Here is a 21267-nt window from a genome sequence, read left to right as displayed (position 1 = left end):
CCCCGTGGACACACACTCCCCCGCCTCTCGATGTGGCCCGGCCACGTGCCCTCAACCGCGCAGGTGCTCGACGGCCGCCCTGGCGGCGGTGCCGATCACCGCGTCGGCACGGGGCTGGTTCTGGGCCGTGCCGTACGAACGGGTGAAGACCGCGACGGCGTAACGCCCCCCGTCGGGGTACTCGACGACGCCGACCTCGTTGCGGATCGTCGGCAGGGTGCCGGTCTTGCCGCTGACGGCGACGTCGTCGTAGGGGAACCCGGCGGCGAGCCGGTGCGGCCAGACCTGGAGGCCGAACAGCCCGCGCATCGCGGCGCACGAGGCGGCGGAGGCGGCCTCGTCGCGCCAGATCATGCCGAGCAGTCTGGTCATGTCACGCGGGGTGCTCCGGTTGGTGCGCGCCGGGTCAAGCGCCCTGAGTCCGGCGATCAGCGCGGGGTCGGTGGACATCTCGGCCTGGCCGGTGTCCTCGACGATGCTGGAGAACAGGTCGTGGCAGTTGTGCTCGACCCACGTCCCGTCCAGGCGGAAGGAGGCGAGCATGGCGTTGACCTCCGGCAGGCCGACCCGGTCGATCAGGGTGTCGGCCGCGGTGTTGTCGCTCACCGCGACCATCAGGTAGGCCAGGTCGCGCAGGGACATCGTCACGTCGTCGGCCATCACCGAGACCCCGGTCGATCCGGCCGTGTGGCGGTCCGCCCTGACGGTGACACGCTCGGCGGGGTCGAGCAGCCCGCCGTCCGCCTGCCGGAAGAACTCGACAAGCAGCGCCACCTTGAACACCGAGGCCGTGACCACGGGATCGTCCGCCCGGTGGGCGACCTCCGCCCCGGTGTCCACGTCGACCGCGTGCAGGAACCCGGTCACCCCGGCCGTGCGGAACAGCCCCTCCAGGTCGGTCATGCCAGGAACCCCGAGGAGGGCCTGCTCCGCAGCCGCCGAGCGGGGGCCGTCCCGTCGTCCGTCATCCCGGCGCTCTCCTTCAGCACTCGCAGGGCCACCGCCCCGAAGGCTACGGCAGCCGCCCCGGCCTGTCCTCGCCAGGCGGTGGAGAGCCGCCAGGCCAGGGGACTCCCCAGCAGCGGCCGCCAGCGCAGTCCCGGCAGCGCGACCTCGGGCCCGAAGGCCACGGCCGTCCCGGCGAGCACCAGCCCGAGGGTCTGCGCCTCGTGCACCTCCTCGGGGACGAACCCGTGACGGCGGCACTCCGCGAGCGTCTCCTCGTGCAGGCCGGGTTCCCTGGGGAAGAGCACGAGCCTGCGTCCGGCCAGGTCGGCCAGGTGGACCGACGACAGTGCGGCGAGCGGGTCGTCCTCGGCCAGCACCACCCCGGCGCGCTGGACGAGCACCGGGCCGAAGCTGAGCCCCGGCGCGGTGATCGGATGGCGGACCAGCCCGACGTCCAGGGTCCCGTCGAGGAGCGCGACGACCTGGTCGGCGCTCCACATCTCGGCGGGCGTGAGCCGTACCTCCGGATCGCGGTCGCGGAACCCCGCGATCAGCGCCGCGATCACCGCGGAGCCCAGGTCGGGCGGGACGCCGACGCGCAGCACCGCGTCCTCGGCACGTCCGACCAGGTCGCGCAGCCGGTCGATCCTGGCGACGATCTCGTGGGCCTCGGCGAGCAGCAGCCGTCCCGCGGCGGTCAGCCGTACCTGACGGCTCGACCTGTCGAACAGCCGGACGCCGAGTTCCTCCTCAAGGCGCCGGATGCGCTGGCTGAGCGGCGGCTGCGCCATGCCGAGCCGGATCGCGGCGTTGCCGAAGTGCAGTTCTTCGGCGACCACGGTGAAGTACCGCAGATGCCGGACAAGGTCCATGACCAGTGACTATATCCACTTTTATATGGATCATGGCGGCATATCAATATTGGACATAAACGGCACGCCTCTGGTCTTCTCTTCACCGCGACAACGAGGGGGACGACTCATGAGACGCAAGGGTCTGGTCGCGGCCGCGCTGCTGGTGCCGGTCGTCACGATCAGCGGGACCGCGTGGGCGCTGCGCACGCAGGGTTCGGCGCGGGAGACGGCACAGGAGTTCCTGGCCGCCTGGGACAGGCAGGACTACGCGGCGATGCGGGAGCTCACCGTCGATCCGCCGGGCGACTTCGACGAGTGGTACCGCCGCTTCAGGACCGACCTGAAGCTCTCGACGGCCGGATTCGCGATCATTGGGGGCCAGGACGAGGGACCGCGGATCGGCTTCCGCGCCACCCTGCGGGGAGCGGTGACCTGGGCCTACGACGGAGCCCTCCAGCTCGTCGAGCACGACCGGGCCTGGCGGGTGAGGTGGACCCCGGCGGCCATCCATCCCCGCCTGAAGGCCGGGACACGCCTTCGGACCGTGCGGGTCAAGGCGGAGCAGGCGCCGATCCTGGCCGCCGACGGCACCAGGATCGACACCGCCTCCGCGCCCGGCTCGGTGCAGCAGCTCGTCGAGGGCCTCAAGGAACGGTACGGCTCCCGCCTGACCGGCACCGCCTCCGCCCGGGTCGAACTGGTACGGGGATCCGAGCGGGTCGCCACCCTCGCCACGTCCGACGCCAGACCGGGCACGGAGCTGCGGACCACGATCGACCCGCGCGTCCACCGGGCCGCCGCCGACGCGCTGGAGACGGTGAGGAAACCCGCCTCCCTGGTCGCGCTGAGACCGTCGACCGGCGAGATCCTGGCCGTGGCCAACAAACCGGGCGGCTTCAACCGGGCGCTGCTCGGCCACTACCCGCCGGGCTCGACCTTCAAGGTGGTCACCGCCTCCGCGCTCGTCGCCGGTGGCATGACCGCCGACGAACGTGTCTCCTGTCCCGCGGAGGAGAACATCGGGGGCTTCCCCTTCCACAACGCCGGGTTCGAGGAGTTCGGGACGATCGCGCTGCGCGAGGCGTTCGCGCACTCGTGCAACACCACGTTCGGACGGCTGAGCGTGGACAGGCTCGGCGGGCGGCGACTGGCCGAGGTGGCGGGGAGCTTCGGGTTCGGCGGCCCCGTCGATCCCGGGGTGCCCTCCGTGCGGGCTCAGTTTCCCGACCCGAAGGACGACACCGACCTCGCCTCGGCCTCCATCGGCCAAGGCCGCGTGCTGACCAGCCCGCTGAACATGGCCACCGTCGCCGCCGCCATCGCCGACGGCTCCTGGCGCCCGCCCCGCCTGGTCGCCGCCGACCTGCTCCCCCAGGCCGCCCCGAGAAAGCTGGAGCCCGCGGTGGTCAGGGCCCTGCGCACCCTGATGCCCGCGGTGGTGAGCGAGGGCACCGCCGCGGGCGTCCCCTTCCCGTCCGGTACGGCGGGCAAGACGGGAACCGCCGAGTACGGCACCGGCAAGGAACCCCCGACGCACGCCTGGTTCATCGGCTACCGGGGGGACCTGGCCTTCTCGGTCATCGTCGAGGGCGGCGGCACCGGCGCCGAGGCCGCCGCCCCGATCGCCGCCCGCTTCCTGACCGCCCTGTCACGCGGCTAGTGTCGGGCGGCCCGCTTGGGACGGGGTCTGCGGAACAGGAAGAAGGCACCGACCAGGCAGAGCAGCCCGATGCCCAGTCCCGCTCCGCCGATGACGAGGTAGTCGGAGTCGATGGGCGGGTGGTCGACGGGCGAGCCGACCGGGCCTCCGCCGAGATACTTCTTGCCGGTGTAGGCGGCGGTCTTCGTCGTCGGGGGTGGCGAACCGGCGGCCTGGACCGCCGCGGCGGCGTCGACGATCCCGTGGCCGAGATACAGGGTGTAGCCCGCGGGCGGCTTCATCGCGGTCCTGGTCAGGATCTCGCGGATCTGCGCGACGGTCAGCTTGGGGTTACGTGACAGCATCAGGGCGACCGTGCCCGAGGCCAGCGCCGCCGCGGGCGAGGTGCCGCTGCCCGAACGGTAGCCACCCGTGTTGCGGGCGGCGTAGATGTCGACGCCGGGCGCGGCGATCGTGGTGTAGGTGTGCACCTGGGAGAACTCCGCCCGCGCGCCGTTGGGACCCGCCGCGGCGACCCCGATCACGCTGGGGAAGGCCGCCGGGTAGGACACCCTGTTGTTGGCGTCGAGGTCCATGGCGTCGGTCGATCCGCCGTTGCCCGAGCTGGCCACCACCACGACGCCCTTGCTCGACGCGTAGTCGACGGCCGCGGCGGTGTCCTCCTCGTAGCCCACCCACGACCACTCGTCGGTGCCGAGGGACATCGAGATGACCTTGGCGTCGTGGTCCACCGCGTAGCGGATGCCCTTGGCCACCGCGCCCGCCCATTTGCGGCTCTCCTCCTCCGCGGCCTTCCTGCCCTTCTTCGCCAGCCGCTCCGCCCGTTTGCGGGCGGGGTCCTCGTGGTCCCAGATGACCCGCACGGACAGCACACGCGCCTGCGGGGCGACGTTGAGGACGCTCGACGCCATCGCGGTTCCGTGCTCGCCCCAGTACGGCTGGCCGGGTCTGGCGCCGCCACCGACGAGGTCGGGGCCCGAGGTCACGCGTCCCCTGAAGGCGGGATGGTTCGCCATCACCCCGGTGTCCAGCACGGCGACCGTGACCCCCCTGCCCTGGGCCAGGGTCTGCGCCTGCCGTACCTTCATGACCTGGAGTTCCCAGCCGTGCGGCGCCTCGGCCAGGGCGGGCGTCGCCGTACCCACGAGCAGAGCGGTGCCGAGCAGGGCGGCGGTCAGCGTCCGGCGGATCATGGCCGCACCTTCGCGGCTTCGGCCTTCAGGCGCTCGGACAGCGTCTGGGCGAGGCCGTACGCCGTTCTCGCCCATGGTTCGCGGTCCTCCCGCTGCTTGAACTGCCCCTTCCCCCACGGTTCGGGCACGTGTCCGGCCACCCGGCCGTCGGTCGGGCCCGAGGTGACCACCACGAACGCCGTGGCGTAGGGGGCGAAGACGCTGGTTCCCCCGCTTCCCGCCCTGGCGGAGTCCTTCCAGCGCAGGCCGGGGACGCCGAGGGCGTGCACCGCCTGATCGGCCCTGCCCTCGTCGTCCTGGGTCCGGGTGAGCACGTCGACGAGGTCACTGCGGTCGTTCTCGTTGGGCAGTGCCACGACGACGGCCGTGGCCGCGGTCCCCCCACCGGGGTCGAGATAGGTGGCCCGCAGCGCCGCGATACAGCCGTGCCTGGCCGCCGCCGCCGCGAACTGACCGGAGAGCGCCGTCTTGCAGGAGGTGTCCTGCGAGATCGCGACCCTGGTCCAGCCGCGCTCCACGCTGACGTTCGCATCGGGGTCGCGCACCCCGATGGAGGCGGGGAAGATCGTCTCGACGGGCACGTTACGCCACAGGTCGCGCATGTAGTCCTTGCTGATGATCTCCTGCCTGCTGTTGGCCACAGCGCGGGCCACGATCGTGCCGCCCCCCAGCGCCGCCACCACCCCGACCCCGGTCACGAGAACCCCGGCGATGATCCGCCCCACCCCTCGTCGTGGCGCCTCCGGGGCTCCCGTCTGGCCCGGAGGTGTCATCTGAGGAGGCGTCTGGTACGGCCCGCCCGGCTGTCCCTGCGGCGGATACATCTGGGGTGCCTGGTACGGATATCCCTGCTGGGGCGGCGGCACCTGCGGCTGCTGGGGTTGTCGCTGCTGGGAGGCCCCGTAGGGGTTCTCCTGAAGGGGGTGCACCGGCCACGGCGCACCCGGCGGTGGATACGGCCCCGACCCCTGCCCCCCTGGGGGAGGCTGGTTCGCGGGCGGGGGATAGGTCATCGTCGCTCCTGATCATGCATACGGCATTCCAGGAGAGGGAACGCGCGTTCTAACAACACAGTTCCCACTTACACCATTAGTCCCAATAACCCCATACGCCGCATCAGTCACCACCGAAGGACACTCGGCAACCCCGCCCGGCGGCTTCCAAGGATTTCGGGAGTCAGAGGTGCTGGAGGTGAATGAGTTCGACGATCTTCTCGTGCTGGCTTTTCGGAACCGCTCGAAGTCAGGTCCTGCGGACCGGGGTGGTGAGGTGGGCGACGGCGGCCACTACCTCTGAGGGGTTGGACAGGTCGGGGAGGACGACGTCGGCGCCCGCTTCGCGGAGTTCGGCCGGGAGGGAGCGGCCGGTGGCCACGGCGACCATGGAGGCTCCGGCGATCTTGGCGGCCTGGACGTCCCTGGCAGAGTCGCCGATCAGGACCGTGTTGGCGCCGTCGAACGCCGCGCCGTACTTCTGCCTGGCCCTCCCCTGCGCGACCTGGAGCAGGGTCGCCTTGGGGTAGACCTCCTCGCCGTAGCCGCCGACCTCGAAGTCGACGTGCCGGTCCAGTTTGAAGGCCTTCAGTTTGTGTACGGCGTTGCTCCTGATGGTGCCGGTGAGCACCGACTGGACCGTGCCGTCGAGTTTGCCCACGGCCTTGAGCGCCTCGGCCGCGCCCTGCATCATCCGCCCCTCCTTGGCCAGCCGCCCTCGCCGGGTCGCGAAGGCCTCGGCCAGGGCGTCGAGGAACTTGGGCAGGTGGGCGTCCTCGGCGACGATGCCGTTGAGGGCCAGCGTCTCGAAGATGATCTCGGAGTCGGGGCGGCCGTTGTGCTGGGTGAGCTTGACCAGGGGCCGTCCGGTGACCTGGCGGAAGGCGTCGACGTACGCCTCACGGGTGAGGATGGACACGTCGACCAGCGTGAGATCGACGCTCCAGAGAACGAGACGGCTAATCGTGGCCTCCGGGGTGGGGGGTGGGCGCCCACGGGCACCCAGAGCTACGGGCTCAGGGTACGGCCACCGCTCAGGCGTGGTTGAGGGCTTCGGTGAGAGAGTCCACCACGGGGACGCCCAGGGCGTGCAGGTCGGTGCGGCTGGTCATACCGCCGGTGTAGAGGACGGCGCGCGCCCCGACGTGCTGGGCCGCGTGGGCGTCGTCCAGGCTGTCACCGATGACGAGCACGTTCTCGGGGTCGATACCGAGCGCCGCGATGTGGGCGACCATCGAGTCGGCCTTGTGTCCCCCCGAGGTCTGACGTCCCCCGGAGTGCCCCGCCGAGGAGGAGAGGATGCCCAGGCCGTCGATCCGGCTGAAGTGGTGGTCGATGCCGAACTCCGCCACCTTGGGACCCAGCCGGTCGTGCGTCCACATGGACAGCAGCGACTGCCCGTTGCCCGTGGCGCTCCACGCCTCAAGCGCGCCCACGGCGTCGGCCGTCAGACCGCACTCCAGCATCAGCCGGTGGTAGTGCTCGTGGAAGCCCAGGTCGAGGCGCTCCCACTCGCCGTCATTGAGGGGGCGGCCCAGCATGCGCTCGTAGGCCGCCCAGATCGGGCGGGTGTAGACCGCCCGGAAACCGTCCGCGTCGTAGGCGGCTATCCCGTACGGCTCGAACACGAGGTTCGTGGCGCCGACCACGGCGTCGATGTCGTGGAAGAGGGTGCCGTTCCAGTCCCAAACGATGTGTCTCATATTGCTTTCAAGACTAACCGCTCACGGCTCAGCCGATCAGGTCGGGAATCTCCTGGGTGGCGTACCACAGCAGTTCGTTGGCCTCCGCGCCGTCCACGGTGAAGCGGGCGTCGTCGTCACCGCGGTCGGCGTCGGGCAGCGCGGCGACGGCGGCCTCGACGTCGGGCACCGCGGCCTCCTCGTCCACGTGGACCGCGGCGACCCTGGAGAGGGGCACGGCGGCGGACAGCCGTACCGTGGCACGCTCCTCCAGGTCGGCGCCGCCGTTCACCTCACCATCCGGAACCTCGACGGCGATCACCACCCGGCGCGCGGGCGTCTTGACGCCGTCGGCCCGGTCGGCGGCGACCATCCGCAGGGACGCCCTGGCGGCCTCGGTCAGGGCGACGTACTCCAGCTCCTCGGTGTCACCCGAGGCATACCATTCGACCAGCGCGGGGGTCACCGCGTAACCGGTCAGCGGGGCCGGGCCGAGCTCCCCGTCCGCGGCCACGCGGGCCAGCGCCGGGAGCGTGCACGGCAGATAGACGCGCATCAGTGCCTCGATCTGTTCTTCCGACATCGGCGCCGCCCCGGCGCCGATCACCCATCGAGTTTGACATCCTCCCCTGCCTGAAGGCGGGGGATTCCAACGGCAACTACCCCACGAGGAGGAGATCGCGTTGAGGTTCACGGTTCGCAGGCCCACCCAACGGCGGGCCTCCCCGTGCGGACACGGCATGCCCTGCCGCGTGGCGAATGTTCCTGGCCGCGTTCACATCGGCGTTGCCGGCGTATCCGCAGGACCGGCACCGGAAGTCGGCTTGGCTCTCGCGCGACGTCCGCTCCACGATCCCGCACGCCGAGCACCGCTGACTCGTGTACGCGGGGTTGACCTTCACGACCCGCCCGGGGGCCTTGTGCTCCAGGCGTTCCACAAGCCGGCCCCACCCGGCCGCCAGGATGCCCCGGTTCAGGCCCGCCTTCTGACGGACGTTCCCGCCGGGCGCCTCAACCGTGCCCCTGGCGGATCGGGTCATGCCGGCGATCTTCAGGTTCTCGACGGCGATCACGTCGAAGCGCCGAGCCAGGCGGGTGGAGATCTTCTCCACCCAGTCCCTGCGGCGGTCCGTCTCGCGGGCCTTCAGCGTCGCGATCGCGGCCTTGACCTTGCCGCGCCGGTTCGAGCCGCGTTTCGCCCTGGCCAGTTTCCGCTGGAGACGCCGAAGCCGGGCCTTCTCCGTCTGGCGAAGCGTGGGCGCGTTCAACAGCTCACCCGTGGACAGGGCGACGCTTACCGCGACGCCCCGGTCCACACCGACGACCTCACCGGTGCCGGGCGCGGGGATCGGCTCCGGGATCACGGCGAACGCCACATGCCAGCGGCCCGCCCGGTCGCAGGTGATCCGGTAGGACTTCACGCCGTCCGGGACGGCACGCGACCAGCGAAACCGCACCCAACCGACCTTCGCAACCCTCACCTCGCCCACGGTGCGCGACAGGCGGCGCACATCGCCCGCTGTGACGGCGACGATCCGAAACCCTTCACCCCGCCCGCGCCTGCGCCACGTCGGTCGGCGGTGGGTTCTGCCGAAGAAGTTCGCCATCGCCTGCGCGAAGTCCTTCAACGCCTGCTGCTGCACGATGACCGACCCGCCGCGCAGCCACTCATGCTCGGCCCGTGCCTGGGTCAGCTGGCGGCACTGCTCGGCGAAACCCGGCGCGGACGCCCGCCCCGGCTTCCAGTGGGCGTGCTGCTCGACGGCCAGATTCCACACGTATCGGGCGTGCCCGCAATGCTCCAACAGCGCCCGCTCCTGAGCGGGCGTGGGCTGAAGACGGTAACGGGACACGCCTTCGAACCTACCGACCACCACCGACAAAACCAGGAGACCGAAGTGCCCGACCGTGCCGCGTTTCCTCCCCGCCCTGAAGCACGGGGCATCCACGCTGTAGGCGCACGGTGACAGCCCCGCCGCCCTGCCCGCGAGGTACGGCGCACCGCCGGTCAACGCAGCGGCGTCCCGAGGAGCCGTTCCAGCTCGGTGATGGTCGGGCCGGGGTCCCTGTGGTGGAGGCCGACGATGCCGAGGGCACGGGCGGCGGCGACGTTGGCCTCGGCGTCGTCGACGAACACGCACTCGGGACCGGTCAGGCCCAGCGCGCCGAGGGCGTACGTGAAGATGCCGGGCTCTGGTTTGCGCATGCCGACCTCCCCCGAGATCACCACCGCGTCGAAGAACTCCTCCCAGCCCTCGCGGGGATACTCGTTGGCCCAGGAGTTGGACAACAGGCAGGTGCGCACCCCCGCGGCACGGGCCTCACGCAGCATGCCGTACATGGACTCGACCCGCCGGAATCCGGCGAACATCCTGGTCAGCAGGCCCTCGGCGGCCGGGGGAACCCCGTCGGCCGTGAGGAGGAGGGCGGCCAGGCGTCGTTCGAAGTCCGCCCCGGAGATCTCTCCGCGCTCCAGGGCGTGCACGAGGTTCTCCTCGTCGTCACGGACACCCGAGTAGGCGCGGGCGACCAGCTCGCGCATCACCCCGTGGTAGTGGTCCGCGTCGATGCGGTCCGCGACGATCCACTCCGTTATCGCCTCGGACATGTTCGTGGTGAGCACGCCGCCCCAGTCGATCAGTACGCCCCTGAACATCCGGCCTCCCTCGTGGAACCCGTTCCAGGTTAGGTCCGCCCTGTGCGGAGCACCGGCGAAGGGGGGTGCCAAACTGGCCGCCATGGGCTTCGCGCTCAGCACGAAGGCGGAGGAGTACCTCGCCGATCTGACCGATTTCATGGTGTCGTATGGCTATCCGGCCGAGCCGGCCTACCACGCCTGGCGGCGGGACGCCGGGCCCGGAGACCACCGTCTTCCACCGGTCGTCGAGGACCTCAAGGCGGAGGCCCGCTCGCGCGGCCTGTGGAACCTGTTCCTGCCCGAAGAGTCTGGACTGTCCGTTCTCGACCACGCCAGCCTCGCCGAGGTCACCGGCCGCTCCCCCGACTGCGCGCCTTCGGCTCCCCCGAGCAGCGGGCCCGCTGACTCGTCCCACTGCTCGCGGGCGAGATCCGCTCGGCGTTCGCGATGAGCGAGCCCGACGTCGCGTCGAGCGACGCGACGAACCTCACGACCTCCATCACCCGCGACGGCGACGACTACGTGGTCAACGGCCGCAAGTGGTTCGTCAGCGGCGCCGCCGACCCGCGCTGCCGGGTCGTCATCGTGCTGGGCAACACCGACCCCGAGGCGCCCGCGCACCGCAGGCGGTCCACGGTGCTGGTCCCGATGGACACCCCGCTGGCCGCGATGTACGCCCACGCCCGCGCGATGCGCCTCCTGGGCGGCCCCGACGAGGTGCATCTGCGCGCCGTCGCCCGCCGCGAACTCAAGCCGTACCTGTCCTGACATCGCCGTCGTTCCCCGACTTAATGTCCGATTCTTGGAACGTGACCGCGTTTCGGAGACCTGGGGTGAGGAACGTTAGGAGGACGCCCCAGCAGTGAATAACCGCACGTGAGAGGTGTCGCCGCCGCTCGCGGGCAACATGTCGGAACGATGTTGGAACGATCCCTCGACTCCTTTGGGGAGGGGCCATGACCGTAAGTCAGACAGGTGGCGCGACGCGGAGCCGTACGGCTTCGAAGTCCAGCCCATCGGCCACGCGGAAACCGGCCGCGAGGAAGAGCACCGCGACGTCCTCGGCGGCGAAGACGACAACACGGCGGAGCACCGCGCGAGCCTCGACCGGCGCTTCGACCGGGACCTCGACCAGGCCCTCGGCCACGTCATCGAGCACCAAGTCTCCAAGCACCAGGTCTTCGAGCAGCAGGTCTTCGAGCACCAAACCGTCGAGTACCAGAGCTTCGAGCACCAAGGCTTCAGGCACCAAGGCCTCAAGCACCAAACCGTCGAGTGCCAAGGCTTCGAGCTCCAAGCCTTCGAGCACGAAGACTTCGAGCACCAAGTCTCCGAGCAGGTCCTCAAGCACGAGAGCCGCGAGCAAGACGTCGAGCAGGACCTCGGCCACGAGCAGGACGCCGAGCAAGACGTCGGCCACGGGGACCACCGCGCAGCGCAAGAACACCGCGCAGCAGGCCACGGCGCAGGGTTCCACTTCGCGTACGGCCTCGACGCACCGCGCGAGCAGCAACGGCAAGCGTTCGGTCACCGTGAACCTGCCCATGATGACCGTGAAGTTCCACGCTCCGCACCTGCCGCACGTCAGCCTGCCGCATGTCAGCCGTCAGGAGGCGGGCCAGGCCGTGGACGCGGCCAAGTCGTTCCTGCCACCGCCCGAGCGCATGGCCTACTACGGAGGGCTCGGCGCGCTGGCCGTCGCGGGCCTGATCGAGTGGCCGGTCGCCGCGGCCATCGGGGTCGGCACGGTGATCGCCCAGCGTGCCCGTGGCCTGAGCCGTTCCGGACGTGCCAGGGCCTCCGCGTGAGGACGTGACCACGCCGGAACGGTGACACGGCCGCTCCGGCGTGTCCTCGTGACCTGACCGGCCGGAAAACACCGGGCCGGAAAAAACCGGGCTGGAAAGCACCGGGCCAGGAGAGACCGCAGGAAAGCACCACCCGCCGTCCGGCCCGCCCACGCGGGCCGTACGGCTTCGTCATGGCCATCAGGCCCAAGGGATGGCCGTCAGGCCCGAGTGATCCGTCTGGAGAGCCGAATGTTGCTGTCACGTGTGCTCACGCTTTCCGCGGAGACACTGTGGGAGGCCATACCCGACGCCGTGCGGCGGGCGTTGCCCCGTCCCCGCGCGGTGCGGGCGGCCCCCGGCGGCTTCCACGTGGACCTGCGCGCGATCGGCGGTCCCGGCACCGAACGGCTCGCCCGGCGGCTTGAGGAACTGCTGCTCGCGCTCGAAGGGGTCGAGCGGGCCGAGGTCAACGGGGTGCTCGGCACCGTCTTCGTCGGCGGCGACGGCGAGGCGATCGATCTGGAGAAGCTGCTGTCGGTCATCTCCGACCTCGACGACGAGGACGCGGCCGAGCAGGAGGAAGAGACGGAGGAGGCGGAGGAGCCGGCGGGACGGGGTCCGGGTCCCGCCCTGGCCAGGGTGGTCGAGCAGCGTACCCGGGCGGGCATCAGGCTGGGCGCGAGCGCCCTGGGGACCGGGTTGGCGCTCGCGGGGCGGTTCGTCCATCTCCCAGCGCTGTCCCCGGTGGTCCCCGCGCTGCTGCACCTGGCCGAGTCCACCCCGGCGATCCGCACGGGCCTGACGCACCGCATCGGCCACCAGGCGACCTCCGCCCTGTTCACGACGGCGAACGTGGTCACCAGCACGCTCGCGCTGCAGCCCGTCGGACTGCTGGTGCAGGCGGTCTCCGCCGCCGAGCGTTACGTGGAGGCGCGTGACGCGCGGCGCGCCTGGGAGTCGCGCGCGCAGGACCTGGCCTCGGACGAGGGCGCCTACCGGCACGTCCGCAGGCGCAGGAGGACCAGGACAGCGCCCATGGCGCACAGCCCCGTCGAGCGGTTCGAACGGCTGGCGAGCCCGGCCGCGCTCGGCGTCTCCGTGCTGACCCACGTCGTCAGCGGCAGCCACGAACGCGGCCTCGCCATGATGATCGCCGCGACGCCCAGTGCCGCGAAGGCCGGGCGTGAGGCGTTCTCCAGCGCGGTCGGGCGCACGCTGGCCCGGCGGGGCGCGGTCGTCCTCGACAGTCACGCGCTGCGCCGGATGGACGGCCTCAGCACGGTCATCCTCGACGCCGAACTGTTCCTGACCGGTTCGTGGACGATCGAGCGGGTCGTCCCCCTGGCCGAGGGCATCGACCTCGGCGAGCTGAACGCCCTGCTGCCCGGCCTGCTCGACGCCACCGATCCCGGTGCGCGCCGCGAGCGTGGCCACTGGGTGGCCGAACCCGTCAAACTTCCCGCCACGCAGGCACGTGAGTGGCGCTCCCTCGGGCTGCGCCCTGTCCGGGTGACCAGGCAGGGAGTGCCGGTCGCCCTGGTCGGCCTGGCGCCGGGACTCGTCTCGCTCGCCGACGCGCTGGTCGCCGCGCCCCAGGGCTGCTCGGTGCTGCTGGCGGGCGAGGGTGCCCGCGAGGTGGTCAAGCGGCTCAGGGTCACCGGGGACGGCGACCCGCCGAAGACCCTGCCGGGAGGCCACCGGCTGACGACGCGGATCCGCGCGCTCCAGGCGGACGGCCACGGGGTCGCGGTGGTCTCCAGGCGCTCCACGTCCGCGATGGCCCAGGCCGACCTGGGGGTCGGCGTGCTGGGCGCCCCCGGTGGCGTGCCGTGGGAGGCGCACGTGCTGGGCGACCTGGAGACGGCCCACCTGATGCTGAGCTGCCTGGCCCCGGCCAGGCAGGCGGGCGAGCGGTGTGTACGGCTCAGCCTGGCGACGGCGGCCGCGGGCGCGGCCATCGCGAGCACCGGCCCGAGGACCGCCTCGGTCGGCAGGGCCCGCCTGGTCGGCGACGGTACGGCGCTGGCCGCCATCGTCCTCGGCGAGTGGACGGCCCGTGGCCTCGGGGGCGTGGCACCGGCCGAGCGGGCCGACACGACCCCCTGGCACGCCCTTCCCGTCGATGCCGTGCTGTCCAGGCTCGGCTCCTCTCTCGACGGCCTGCCCAAGGCTGAGGCCGTACGGCGCAGGCCTCCTCCCCCGCCCGGAGAGCCCGACGGCACCGACTCGCTGCTGCGCGCCTCCGTGGAGGAGCTGGCCAACCCGCTGACCCCGGTGCTGGCCGCGGGGGCGGGGGTGTCCGCCCTGGTGGGCTCCGTCCTCGACGGCGTGCTGATCGGCGGCGTCATGATCGTGGACGCGCTCATCGGCGGCGGTCAGCGCATGTCGGCCAACCGGGCGGTGCACCGCCTCACCGAGACCGTCGCCGATCACGTACGGCTGCGCCGCCCCTTCCAGAAGGAGGCGGACAAGCCGAAGAAGAAGGGTTCGGCCCACACGACCGAGTCCGTGACCCCGGACGTGCTCGTGCCGGGAGACGTCATCGAGCTGCGGGCGGGCGACGCCGTACCCGCCGACTGCCGGATTCTGTCGGCGATCGGCCTGGAGATCGACGAGGCGGGCCTGACGGGTGAGTCCCTGCTGGTTCCGAAGGCGCCCGCGCCGGTCGACGCCTCGGCGGTCGCCGACCGCAGCTCGATGGTCTACCAGGGCACGACGGTCGCGGCCGGGCACGGGCTGGCCGTGGTCGTGGCGTCGGGTGAGGAGACGGAGGCGGCGCGCACCGCGCGGCTCTCGGCCGACGAGCGCCCGCAGAGCGGGGTCCACCTGCGGCTGCGGACGCTGAGCCGCAGGATCCTGCCGGTCGCGATCGGCTCCGGGGTCGTCGTGCTGGTCGCGGACCTGCTGCGCGGACGGTCGATGCCGCAGGCGCTCGCCCTGGCGGTGAGCCTCGCGGTGGCCTCGGTGCCCGAGGGGCTGCCCTTCATCGCCTCGGCGGCGGAGCTGGCTGCGGCCAGGAGGCTGTCGAGCCGCGAGACCCTGGTGCCCAACCCCTCGACGATCGAGGCCCTGGGCCGGGTGAACGTGCTCTGCTTCGACAAGACGGGGACGCTGACCGAGGGACGCATCAGCCTGAGGGTGGTCTCCGACGGCCGCTCCGAGCACTCGACGGAGCGGCTGGACGAGGGGCTGCGGCGGATCGTGTCCGCCGGGCTGCGCGCGAGCCCCCGCTACGAGGACGGCAAGCCCATCGCCCACCCGACGGACCGCGCGGTGGTCGAGGGGGCCCGGCGGCTCGACGTGACGCCCGAGGAGGGGCTGGGCGTCTGGAGCCGGGTGGACGAGCTGCCCTTCGAGCCGGGACGCGGCTACCACGCGGTGCTCGGCCTCGGGCCCTCCGGGCACGTGCTGAGCGTCAAGGGCGCCCCGGAGATCGTGCTCACCGGCTGCTCGCACGTGTTGCGCGACGGCCGTACGACCCGCATGAACGCCGCGGCGAGGAAGGGTCTTGAGGAGGAGGTCGACCGGCTCGCCCTGCAGGGTTACCGGGTGCTCGCGGTCGCGGAGCGGCCCGCCTCCGACCGCCGTGACCTGGACGAGTCCCGCGTCGACGGGCTGACCTTCCTGGGGTTCCTGTGCCTGGCCGACCCGGTCAGGCCGACGGCGGCCGAGAGCGTCGGCCGCCTGACGAGGGCAGGCGTCAGGATCGTCATGATCACCGGCGACCACCCGAGCACCGCGGCGGCGATCGCCTCCGAGCTCGGCCTGCTGAACGGCGGGCGGGTGATGACCGGCCCCGAGCTTGACGCGATGGACGACGCCGCCCTGGTCGAGGAGCTGCCCGGGGTGGCGGTCTTCGCCAGGACCACCCCCGCGCACAAGGTCAGGATCGTCAGCTGCCTGCGCCGGGCGGGGAAGGTCGTCGCGGTGACCGGCGACGGGGCCAACGACGCCCCGGCCATCCGCGCCGCGGACGTCGGGATCGCCCTGGGCTCCCGCGCGACCCCGGCGGCCAGGGCGGCGGCCGACGTCGTGGTGACCGACGACCGCATCGAGACGATCGTGGACGCGTTCATCGAGGGCAGGGCGATGTGGAGCTCGGTCCGCGACGCCCTGAGCATCCTGCTCGGCGGCAACGTCGGTGAGATCGTCTTCGCGGTCGGCGCGAACCTGCTCACCGGCGGCAACGTGCTGAACGCCCGTCAGCTCCTGCTGGTCAACCTGCTGACCGACATGCTGCCCGCGATGGCGGTCGCGGTCAGGCCCCCGGCCGCGGCCAGCCCGGAGAAGCTGCTGGCCGAGGGGCCGGAGGCCTCCCTGGGCGCCTCGCTGACCCGTGACATCTACCTGCGCGCCACGACGACGGCCGCGGCGGCCAGCGTGGCCTGGCTGGTCGGGCGGGCGACGGGCACCCGGGGGCGGGCGAACACGATCGCGCTGGTCGCCCTGATCTCCACGCAGCTCTTCCAGACGCTGGTCAGCGGTGGCCGGGACCGGGTGGTCCTGCTGGCCGTGATCGCCTCGATGGGCGTCCTGGCGGCCAGCGTCTCCATCCCCGCCGTCTGCGTGTTCTTCGGCTGCCGGCCCCTGGGCCCCGTCGGCTGGGGCATCGCCCTGGGCAGCGCCCTGACGGCGACGCTCGCCGGAACGGTGTTCGAGCGCTGGACCCGGGACCTGTCACCAACCGTTCACTGAATGGAAACCTCAAGGTATTGCTTTATGACGCTTTGTCGGGAATTATCCCCGAAGTAGCGTTTCAGCGATTCGAGGTAGACATGTCCGGATTCCTGGGTTCGGTCCTCGCCAAGGCCGTGGCTCTCCTGCTCGAAGCCCTCATCATGCGCATCGTGCAGTCGCTCACCCTCGCCATGATCCGTCGCGGCGGTCTCCTGCCCGCCTGACCCCGACCAACGCCGTTCCAGGGCCCGTCAGCGGGCCCTGCTGTTGATGAGCCGGGCGACCTTGCGGTGCTCGGGTGAACGCAGCACCCGCTCCGCCTCGTCCGGATCGGCGACCGGCGCCTTCACCAGCAGGCCCCGGTTGAACTTCAGCTTCAGCACCCGCCGCACCGACTGGTCGAGCCGCGCCTTGGAGATCTTCCCCGACTTCACCGCGGACAGCACCCCGTCGTAGGCGGCCGAGTAGTTGGGCGGCATCAGCAGGATGTCCGCCCCGGCCTGTACGGCCCGCACCGCCACCTGGGCGTCGCCGTACTTCTTGCGCACCCCCGCCATGTCCAGCGCGTCGGTCGAGACGACGCCGTCGAAACCGAGCTTGTCGCGCAGCAGGCCCGTCAGGATCGGCTTGGACAGGGTCGCCGGGTCGCCGGAGGGGTCGAGCTTGGGCATGACCACGTGGGCGCTCATGATCGCGTCGACGTCCGCGCCGATCGCGGCGGCGAACGGCGGGGCGTCCAGCTTCTCCCACTGGGCCCGGGAGTGCTGGATGACCGGCAGCCCGGTGTGGCTGTCCACGTTGGTGTCGCCGTGCCCAGGGAAGTGCTTGGCCGTCGAGGCGATGCCCGCGTCGTGGAAGCCCTCGACCGCCGCGGCGACCATCGGCGCGACCTTCTTGGGGTTGGAACCGTAGGCGCGGGGCCCGATCACCGGGTTGCGCGGGTTGACGTTCACGTCGGCGACCGGGGCGAAGTCGAGGTTGATGCCCAGCGCCTTCAGCTCGGTGCCCGTCACCTTCGCGGCCTTGCGGGCCAGCGCGGGGTCGCCGGTCGAGCCGATCACCGAGGCCCCCGGCATGTCGGTGACCAGCGGCGCGAGGCGGGAGACCCGGCCGTTCTCCTGGTCGGCGCCGACGAGCAGCGGGATCTTCGGAGAGGCCTTCTGCAACCCGTTGGTGAGCGCGACGACCTGCCTGACGCCCTTGACGTTGTTCGCCCAGGGGAACAGGATCACCCCGCCCGGACGATACTTCTCGATCATCTTCGCCGGGGTGTCCACCCCGTAGCGGGCGCGGTTCTCCGGCGAGGAGGTGTCGGCGGCCGGGCCGTACAGCACGGGCATGAAGAGCTGGCCGACCTTCTCCTCCAGGCTCATCTTCCGCAGCACCGCCTCGACCTGGGCGGGCGAGCCCGCGGGAGCAGGCGTGGACGGCTCAGGCGAGGCCGCCGAAGGGGAGGCCACAGAGGGCGAAGCCGCCTGGCCCTGCGCCCTGACGGGCGCCGAGGCTCCCGTCGCGGCACACCCGGCCACCATCGTCGCGATCACTGCGAGACCCGTCGTGCGAATACACCGAACCATGGGTTCCACGCTATCCGCGTCCCGGACCTCGACACACCGCACCTCCCCAACCTGTGGATAACTCCGGGCTCAGAGAGCCAGCCCGGCCAGTTCCGGCAGGTGGGCGCGGGCCGCCGCACGGGCGTCGGGCGGGCAGGAGGCCGCCAGCGCCGCCTGCGCGGCCAGCACGCACTGCTCCTGGCTGTGCAGCGACAACGCGGCCCGTACGGCGGGCAGCGCGGTCGGCGCCATTGACAGTGAGGTGACGCCCATCCCGACCAGCACGCAGGCCAGCGCCGGGTCCCCCGCGGCCTCCCCGCAGACCCCGCACGGCCTGCCACGCTCGGCGGCGCCGTTGACGGCCGCGAGGACCAGGTCGAGCAGCGCGGGCTGCCAGGGGTCGTGCAGCGCCCCGAGACCCCCGACCTCCCGGTCGGCGGCCAGGGTGTACTGGGCCAGGTCGTTGGTGCCGATCGAGAAGAAGTCCACCTCGGCCGCGAGGTCCCCGGCCCGCAGGGCGGCGGAGGGGATCTCGATCATCACCCCCGCCGAGGTGAGCCCGGCCTCCTTGCACGCGGCCACGTACCACGCGGCCTCCTGCCTGGTGGCCACCATCGGGGCCATCACCTGGAGCTTGGCCGAGGACTGCAGCCCCGCCCTGGCCAGCGCCCTGAGCTGGGTCTCCATGATCTCCGGGTGGCGCTGGAAGAGCCGCAGCCCGCGCTGGCCGAGCGCCGGGTTGGGCTCCCTGCCCGGCGGCGGCAGGAAGGCCAGCGGCTTGTCCGCCCCCGCGTCGAGCGTGCGCACCACGACCCGCCGCCCAGGGAAGGCGTCGAGCACCCCGAGATAGGCCGCGACCTGCTCCTCCTCCGTCGGCGGCACCGTCCTGTCGAGGAAGAGGAACTCGGTGCGGTAGAGCCCGACCCCCTCGGCGCCGCCGCGCAGCGCCCCCTCGACGTCGCGCGGCCCGCCGACGTTGGCCAACAGCGGCACCGCGTGGCCGTCCGAGGTCGCCCCCGGCCCCGTGGCCGCGGCGAGCACGGCCTGTCTGGCCGCCGCAGCCCTCGTCACGGTCTCCACCTCCTCCTGGGAGGGATCGAGCCGTACGAGACCGGAGAAGCCGTCGACGAGCACCTCGGTGCCCGCCACGACCGAGGCGGCCCCCGGGCAGGCCACCACGGCCGGAACGCCCATGGCGCGGGCCAGGATCGCGGTGTGGCTGGTCGGGCCGCCCTGCTCGGTCACGAACGCGGCGACCACCTCGCGCGACAGCGCCGCCGTGTCCGCGGGCGCCAGATCACGGGCCAGCAGCACGTACGGCCTGGCCCCGGCGTCGGGCAGCCCCGGGGCGGGCAGTCCCTCAAGGAGGGCGACGACCCTGTCGCGCACGTCGTCCAGGTCGGCGGCACGCTCCCCGAGGTATCCCCCGGCGCCGACGATCATCTCGCGGTAGCCGCCGAACCCCTCGTAGACCGCCCTGGCCGCGCTCGCCCCGGCGTCGATCAGCCCGGCGACCCCCACGGCGAGGCCGGGGTCGCGCGCCATCAGCGCCTGGGCCCTGAGGATCTCCTGGGCCTGGCCACCGGCCCTGACCCCCCGCTCCTCAAGGTCGGCGGCGACCCGTTCGAGGGCGCGGGCGGCCCTGTCGCGCTCGGCCTCGGCGTCACCGCCGTGACGGGCCTCGGGATCCGGCACGGGGACCTCGCGTGACAGGACGTATCCCGGCCCGAATCCGACACCCGGGCTCACGCCGACCCCCGCGAGCGCGTTCATGGAGCCGATGCGATGAGCGCAAGCGCGTCCAGCAGCTCGTCGGCCCCCTCGCCCTCCGCCTCGATCACCACGGTGTCCCCCTGCCGGACGTCGAGGGCCAGGACCGCGAGGATGCTCTTGGCGTTCACCGGCTGTCCGCCCTGCTTGGCGACGGTCACGTCGAGGGACGCCTTGGCCGCGGTCTGCACGAACGTCGCGGCGGGGCGGGCGTGCAGGCCGACCTCGGACTCAACGGTGATTTGGCGCTGGGCCACGTGCTCCTCCTGCAAGGATCGACCGAGCGGTCTAGACCGCCCGGGGCTCATCGGATGGTGGATGGAGGCCAGTCGACCGTCGTCAGGTCGGTGACCACGAGGTCCGCCTCGGCCAGCTCGGAGCCCACGTGGGTCGTCGCTATCCCCACGCATGTCATACCCGCCGCCTTGGCCGCCGCAATCCCGGCTATCGAATCCTCGAAGACGACACATCGCGCGGGCTCGACCGCCAGCCGTTCCGCGGCCAGCAGGAACCCCTCGGGGTCGGGCTTGCCGGCGGTCACGTCGTGGGAGGAGACGACGGTCAGCACGAGGTCGCTCACCCCGGCCTCGGCGAGCCGCTTGTCCGCCCAGTCCGGGTGGGCGGAGGTGACGACCGCGATCCGCGCGCCGTACTCGGCGGCCCTGCGCACCAGGTCGGCGGCGCCGGGCACCGGGGTGACCTCCGGCAGGCCGGGATGGTCGTGGAAGGAGCGGACCTCGGCCAGCAGGTCCTCGATCCGCGTCCCGGGGAAGAGATCGGGCCGCTCGACGAGGACGTCACGCCCCCGCCGCCCGATGAACCCGCGCAGCACGTCCCGGTCGTGGCCGATCCCGTGTCTGTCGAACAGCATGGCCCACATGGCCTGGCTCCGCCGCTCGGAGTTGATGAGCGTGCCGTCCAGGTCGAACAGGGCAGCGTCCATGGTCGTCCCCGCCTAGAAGATCGTCGTGGTCTTCGCGGGCCCCGTTGCCGCGCGAAGGGCTCACACCCCGGGGAGGGGCACCCACCGGCTCACGTCCACACGAAGAGCTCGTCTCCCGTGTCCACCGGACCGTCGGCGATCCTGGTCACGGCCTCCGCGACGGCGTCGAGCGCCACGACGGGGCAGACGGGACAGCGCCCGCCCGCCTCGACCTCAGCGGGATTCCAGGCGACGACGGGCTGCCCCGCCTCCACCCTGTCCCCCTCCGACGCCAGCACCTCGAACCCCTCACCTCTGAGCTGGACGGTGTCGATGCCCAGATGGACCAGGACCCCTCTGCCGTCGTCGCCGACGACGACGAAGGCGTGCGGGTGGAGCTTCACGATCGTACCGGCGATGGGAGCGACGGCCCTGCCGGGCTCCCTCACCGGTTCGATCGCCAGCCCAGGCCCGACGAGGCCCTGGGAGAACACCGGGTCGGGTACGGCCCGCAGAGCGAGAGCCGCTCCCGCGACCGGGGCAAGCACGGTGGTCATCACACCCCCTCAGCGTCCCCCGCCGTCC

19 protein-coding genes and 1 pseudogene are annotated in these 21267 nt (G+C 72.1%); 5 read left to right on the top strand and 15 right to left on the bottom strand.

Annotated elements, in window-relative coordinates; genetic code table 11:
* Positions 1-51 precede the first annotated feature (51 nt).
* Complete coding sequence (locus FHS44_RS07095; protein ID WP_184713038.1) at positions 52-903, bottom strand: serine hydrolase; 852 nt, start codon at positions 901-903, stop codon at positions 52-54.
* Entirely contained in the window at positions 900-1820 is a 921-nt protein-coding gene (locus FHS44_RS07090) for a LysR family transcriptional regulator (RefSeq protein ID WP_184713037.1), read from the bottom strand. The genes FHS44_RS07095 and FHS44_RS07090 overlap by 4 nt, the downstream gene beginning before the upstream one ends.
* A 109-nt stretch (positions 1821-1929) precedes the next feature.
* Between FHS44_RS07090 and FHS44_RS07085 the strand changes: the two genes are divergently transcribed.
* The gene (locus FHS44_RS07085; protein WP_184713036.1) at positions 1930-3462 is read left to right on the top strand and encodes a penicillin-binding transpeptidase domain-containing protein; all 1533 of its coding nucleotides are present in this window, start codon (positions 1930-1932) and stop codon (positions 3460-3462) included.
* Here the strand turns inward: FHS44_RS07085 and FHS44_RS07080 are convergent.
* From FHS44_RS07080 to FHS44_RS07050, 7 genes are all read right to left on the bottom strand, one after another.
* Positions 3459-4655: a S8 family peptidase gene (locus FHS44_RS07080; RefSeq protein WP_221460357.1), complete on the bottom strand. Its 1197-nt coding sequence runs from the start codon at positions 4653-4655 to the stop codon at positions 3459-3461. The two genes, FHS44_RS07085 and FHS44_RS07080, sit on opposite strands and share 4 nt — an antisense overlap.
* On the bottom strand, positions 4652-5584 hold the full coding sequence (locus FHS44_RS07075) for a hypothetical protein (RefSeq protein WP_221460356.1): 933 nt from the start codon (positions 5582-5584) through the stop codon (positions 4652-4654). Before FHS44_RS07075 ends, FHS44_RS07080 begins: the two co-directional genes overlap by 4 nt.
* 313 nt (positions 5585-5897) lie before the next feature.
* Positions 5898-6611 (bottom strand): HAD family hydrolase, encoded by a 714-nt coding sequence (locus tag FHS44_RS07070; protein WP_184713469.1) that lies wholly within the window; start codon positions 6609-6611, stop codon positions 5898-5900.
* Between the two features lie 70 nt (positions 6612-6681).
* Entirely contained in the window at positions 6682-7350 is a 669-nt protein-coding gene (locus FHS44_RS07065) for an HAD family hydrolase (RefSeq protein ID WP_184713033.1), read from the bottom strand.
* A 28-nt stretch (positions 7351-7378) separates the two neighbouring features.
* Positions 7379-7885, bottom strand: a complete 507-nt coding sequence (locus FHS44_RS07060; RefSeq protein ID WP_184713468.1) for a DUF6912 family protein — start codon at positions 7883-7885, stop codon at positions 7379-7381.
* A gap of 103 nt (positions 7886-7988) precedes the next feature.
* Positions 7989-9206 (bottom strand): RNA-guided endonuclease InsQ/TnpB family protein, encoded by a 1218-nt coding sequence (locus tag FHS44_RS07055; RefSeq protein WP_221460355.1) that lies wholly within the window; start codon positions 9204-9206, stop codon positions 7989-7991.
* A gap of 131 nt (positions 9207-9337) precedes the next feature.
* Positions 9338-9985, bottom strand: coding sequence for an HAD-IA family hydrolase (locus tag FHS44_RS07050; protein WP_184713032.1), 648 nt, complete (start codon positions 9983-9985; stop codon positions 9338-9340).
* Between the two features lie 82 nt (positions 9986-10067).
* Here FHS44_RS07050 and FHS44_RS07045 point away from each other — a divergent pair.
* Positions 10068-10627 (top strand): annotated as a pseudogene (locus FHS44_RS07045) (acyl-CoA dehydrogenase family protein); the annotation flags it as partial.
* Positions 10628-10934: 307 nt separating this feature from the next.
* Here FHS44_RS07045 and FHS44_RS07040 read toward each other — a convergent pair.
* Entirely contained in the window at positions 10935-11498 is a 564-nt protein-coding gene (locus FHS44_RS07040; RefSeq protein WP_184713031.1) for a hypothetical protein, read from the bottom strand.
* 13 nt (positions 11499-11511) lie between these two features.
* On the opposite strand from FHS44_RS07040, the gene FHS44_RS07035 reads away from it, so the two are divergent.
* The 3 genes from FHS44_RS07035 (at position 11512) to FHS44_RS41655 (ending at position 16658) form a co-directional block, all read left to right on the top strand.
* Positions 11512-11775, top strand: coding sequence for a hypothetical protein (locus tag FHS44_RS07035; RefSeq protein WP_221460354.1), 264 nt, complete (start codon positions 11512-11514; stop codon positions 11773-11775).
* Between the two features lie 231 nt (positions 11776-12006).
* Complete coding sequence (locus FHS44_RS07030) at positions 12007-16452, top strand: cation-translocating P-type ATPase (RefSeq protein WP_184713029.1); 4446 nt, start codon at positions 12007-12009, stop codon at positions 16450-16452.
* An 80-nt stretch (positions 16453-16532) separates the two neighbouring features.
* Positions 16533-16658, top strand: a complete 126-nt coding sequence (locus tag FHS44_RS41655) for a hypothetical protein (protein WP_281401264.1) — start codon at positions 16533-16535, stop codon at positions 16656-16658.
* Between the two features lie 27 nt (positions 16659-16685).
* On the opposite strand, the gene FHS44_RS07025 is transcribed toward FHS44_RS41655, so the two are convergent.
* From FHS44_RS07025 to FHS44_RS07005, 5 genes are all read right to left on the bottom strand, one after another.
* The gene (locus tag FHS44_RS07025; RefSeq protein WP_312863549.1) at positions 16686-17978 is read right to left on the bottom strand and encodes a glycoside hydrolase family 3 protein; all 1293 of its coding nucleotides are present in this window, start codon (positions 17976-17978) and stop codon (positions 16686-16688) included.
* 102 nt (positions 17979-18080) lie between these two features.
* Complete coding sequence (gene ptsP / locus FHS44_RS07020; protein WP_184713028.1) at positions 18081-19763, bottom strand: phosphoenolpyruvate--protein phosphotransferase; 1683 nt, start codon at positions 19761-19763, stop codon at positions 18081-18083.
* Positions 19760-20017, bottom strand: a complete 258-nt coding sequence (locus FHS44_RS07015) for an HPr family phosphocarrier protein (protein ID WP_184713027.1) — start codon at positions 20015-20017, stop codon at positions 19760-19762. Before FHS44_RS07015 ends, ptsP begins: the two co-directional genes overlap by 4 nt.
* Positions 20018-20064: 47 nt before the next feature.
* Positions 20065-20703, bottom strand: coding sequence for an HAD family hydrolase (locus FHS44_RS07010; protein ID WP_184713026.1), 639 nt, complete (start codon positions 20701-20703; stop codon positions 20065-20067).
* 89 nt (positions 20704-20792) lie between these two features.
* Positions 20793-21239 (bottom strand): PTS sugar transporter subunit IIA, encoded by a 447-nt coding sequence (locus tag FHS44_RS07005; RefSeq protein WP_184713025.1) that lies wholly within the window; start codon positions 21237-21239, stop codon positions 20793-20795.
* Positions 21240-21267: the final 28 nt, after the last annotated feature.

It is taken from the genome of Streptosporangium saharense, assembly GCF_014203715.1.
Lineage (GTDB): Bacteria > Actinomycetota > Actinomycetes > Streptosporangiales > Streptosporangiaceae > Streptosporangium > Streptosporangium saharense.
The sequence above is the reverse complement of the archived record's forward strand: the minus strand, read 5'-3'. Positions and strand labels throughout refer to the sequence as shown.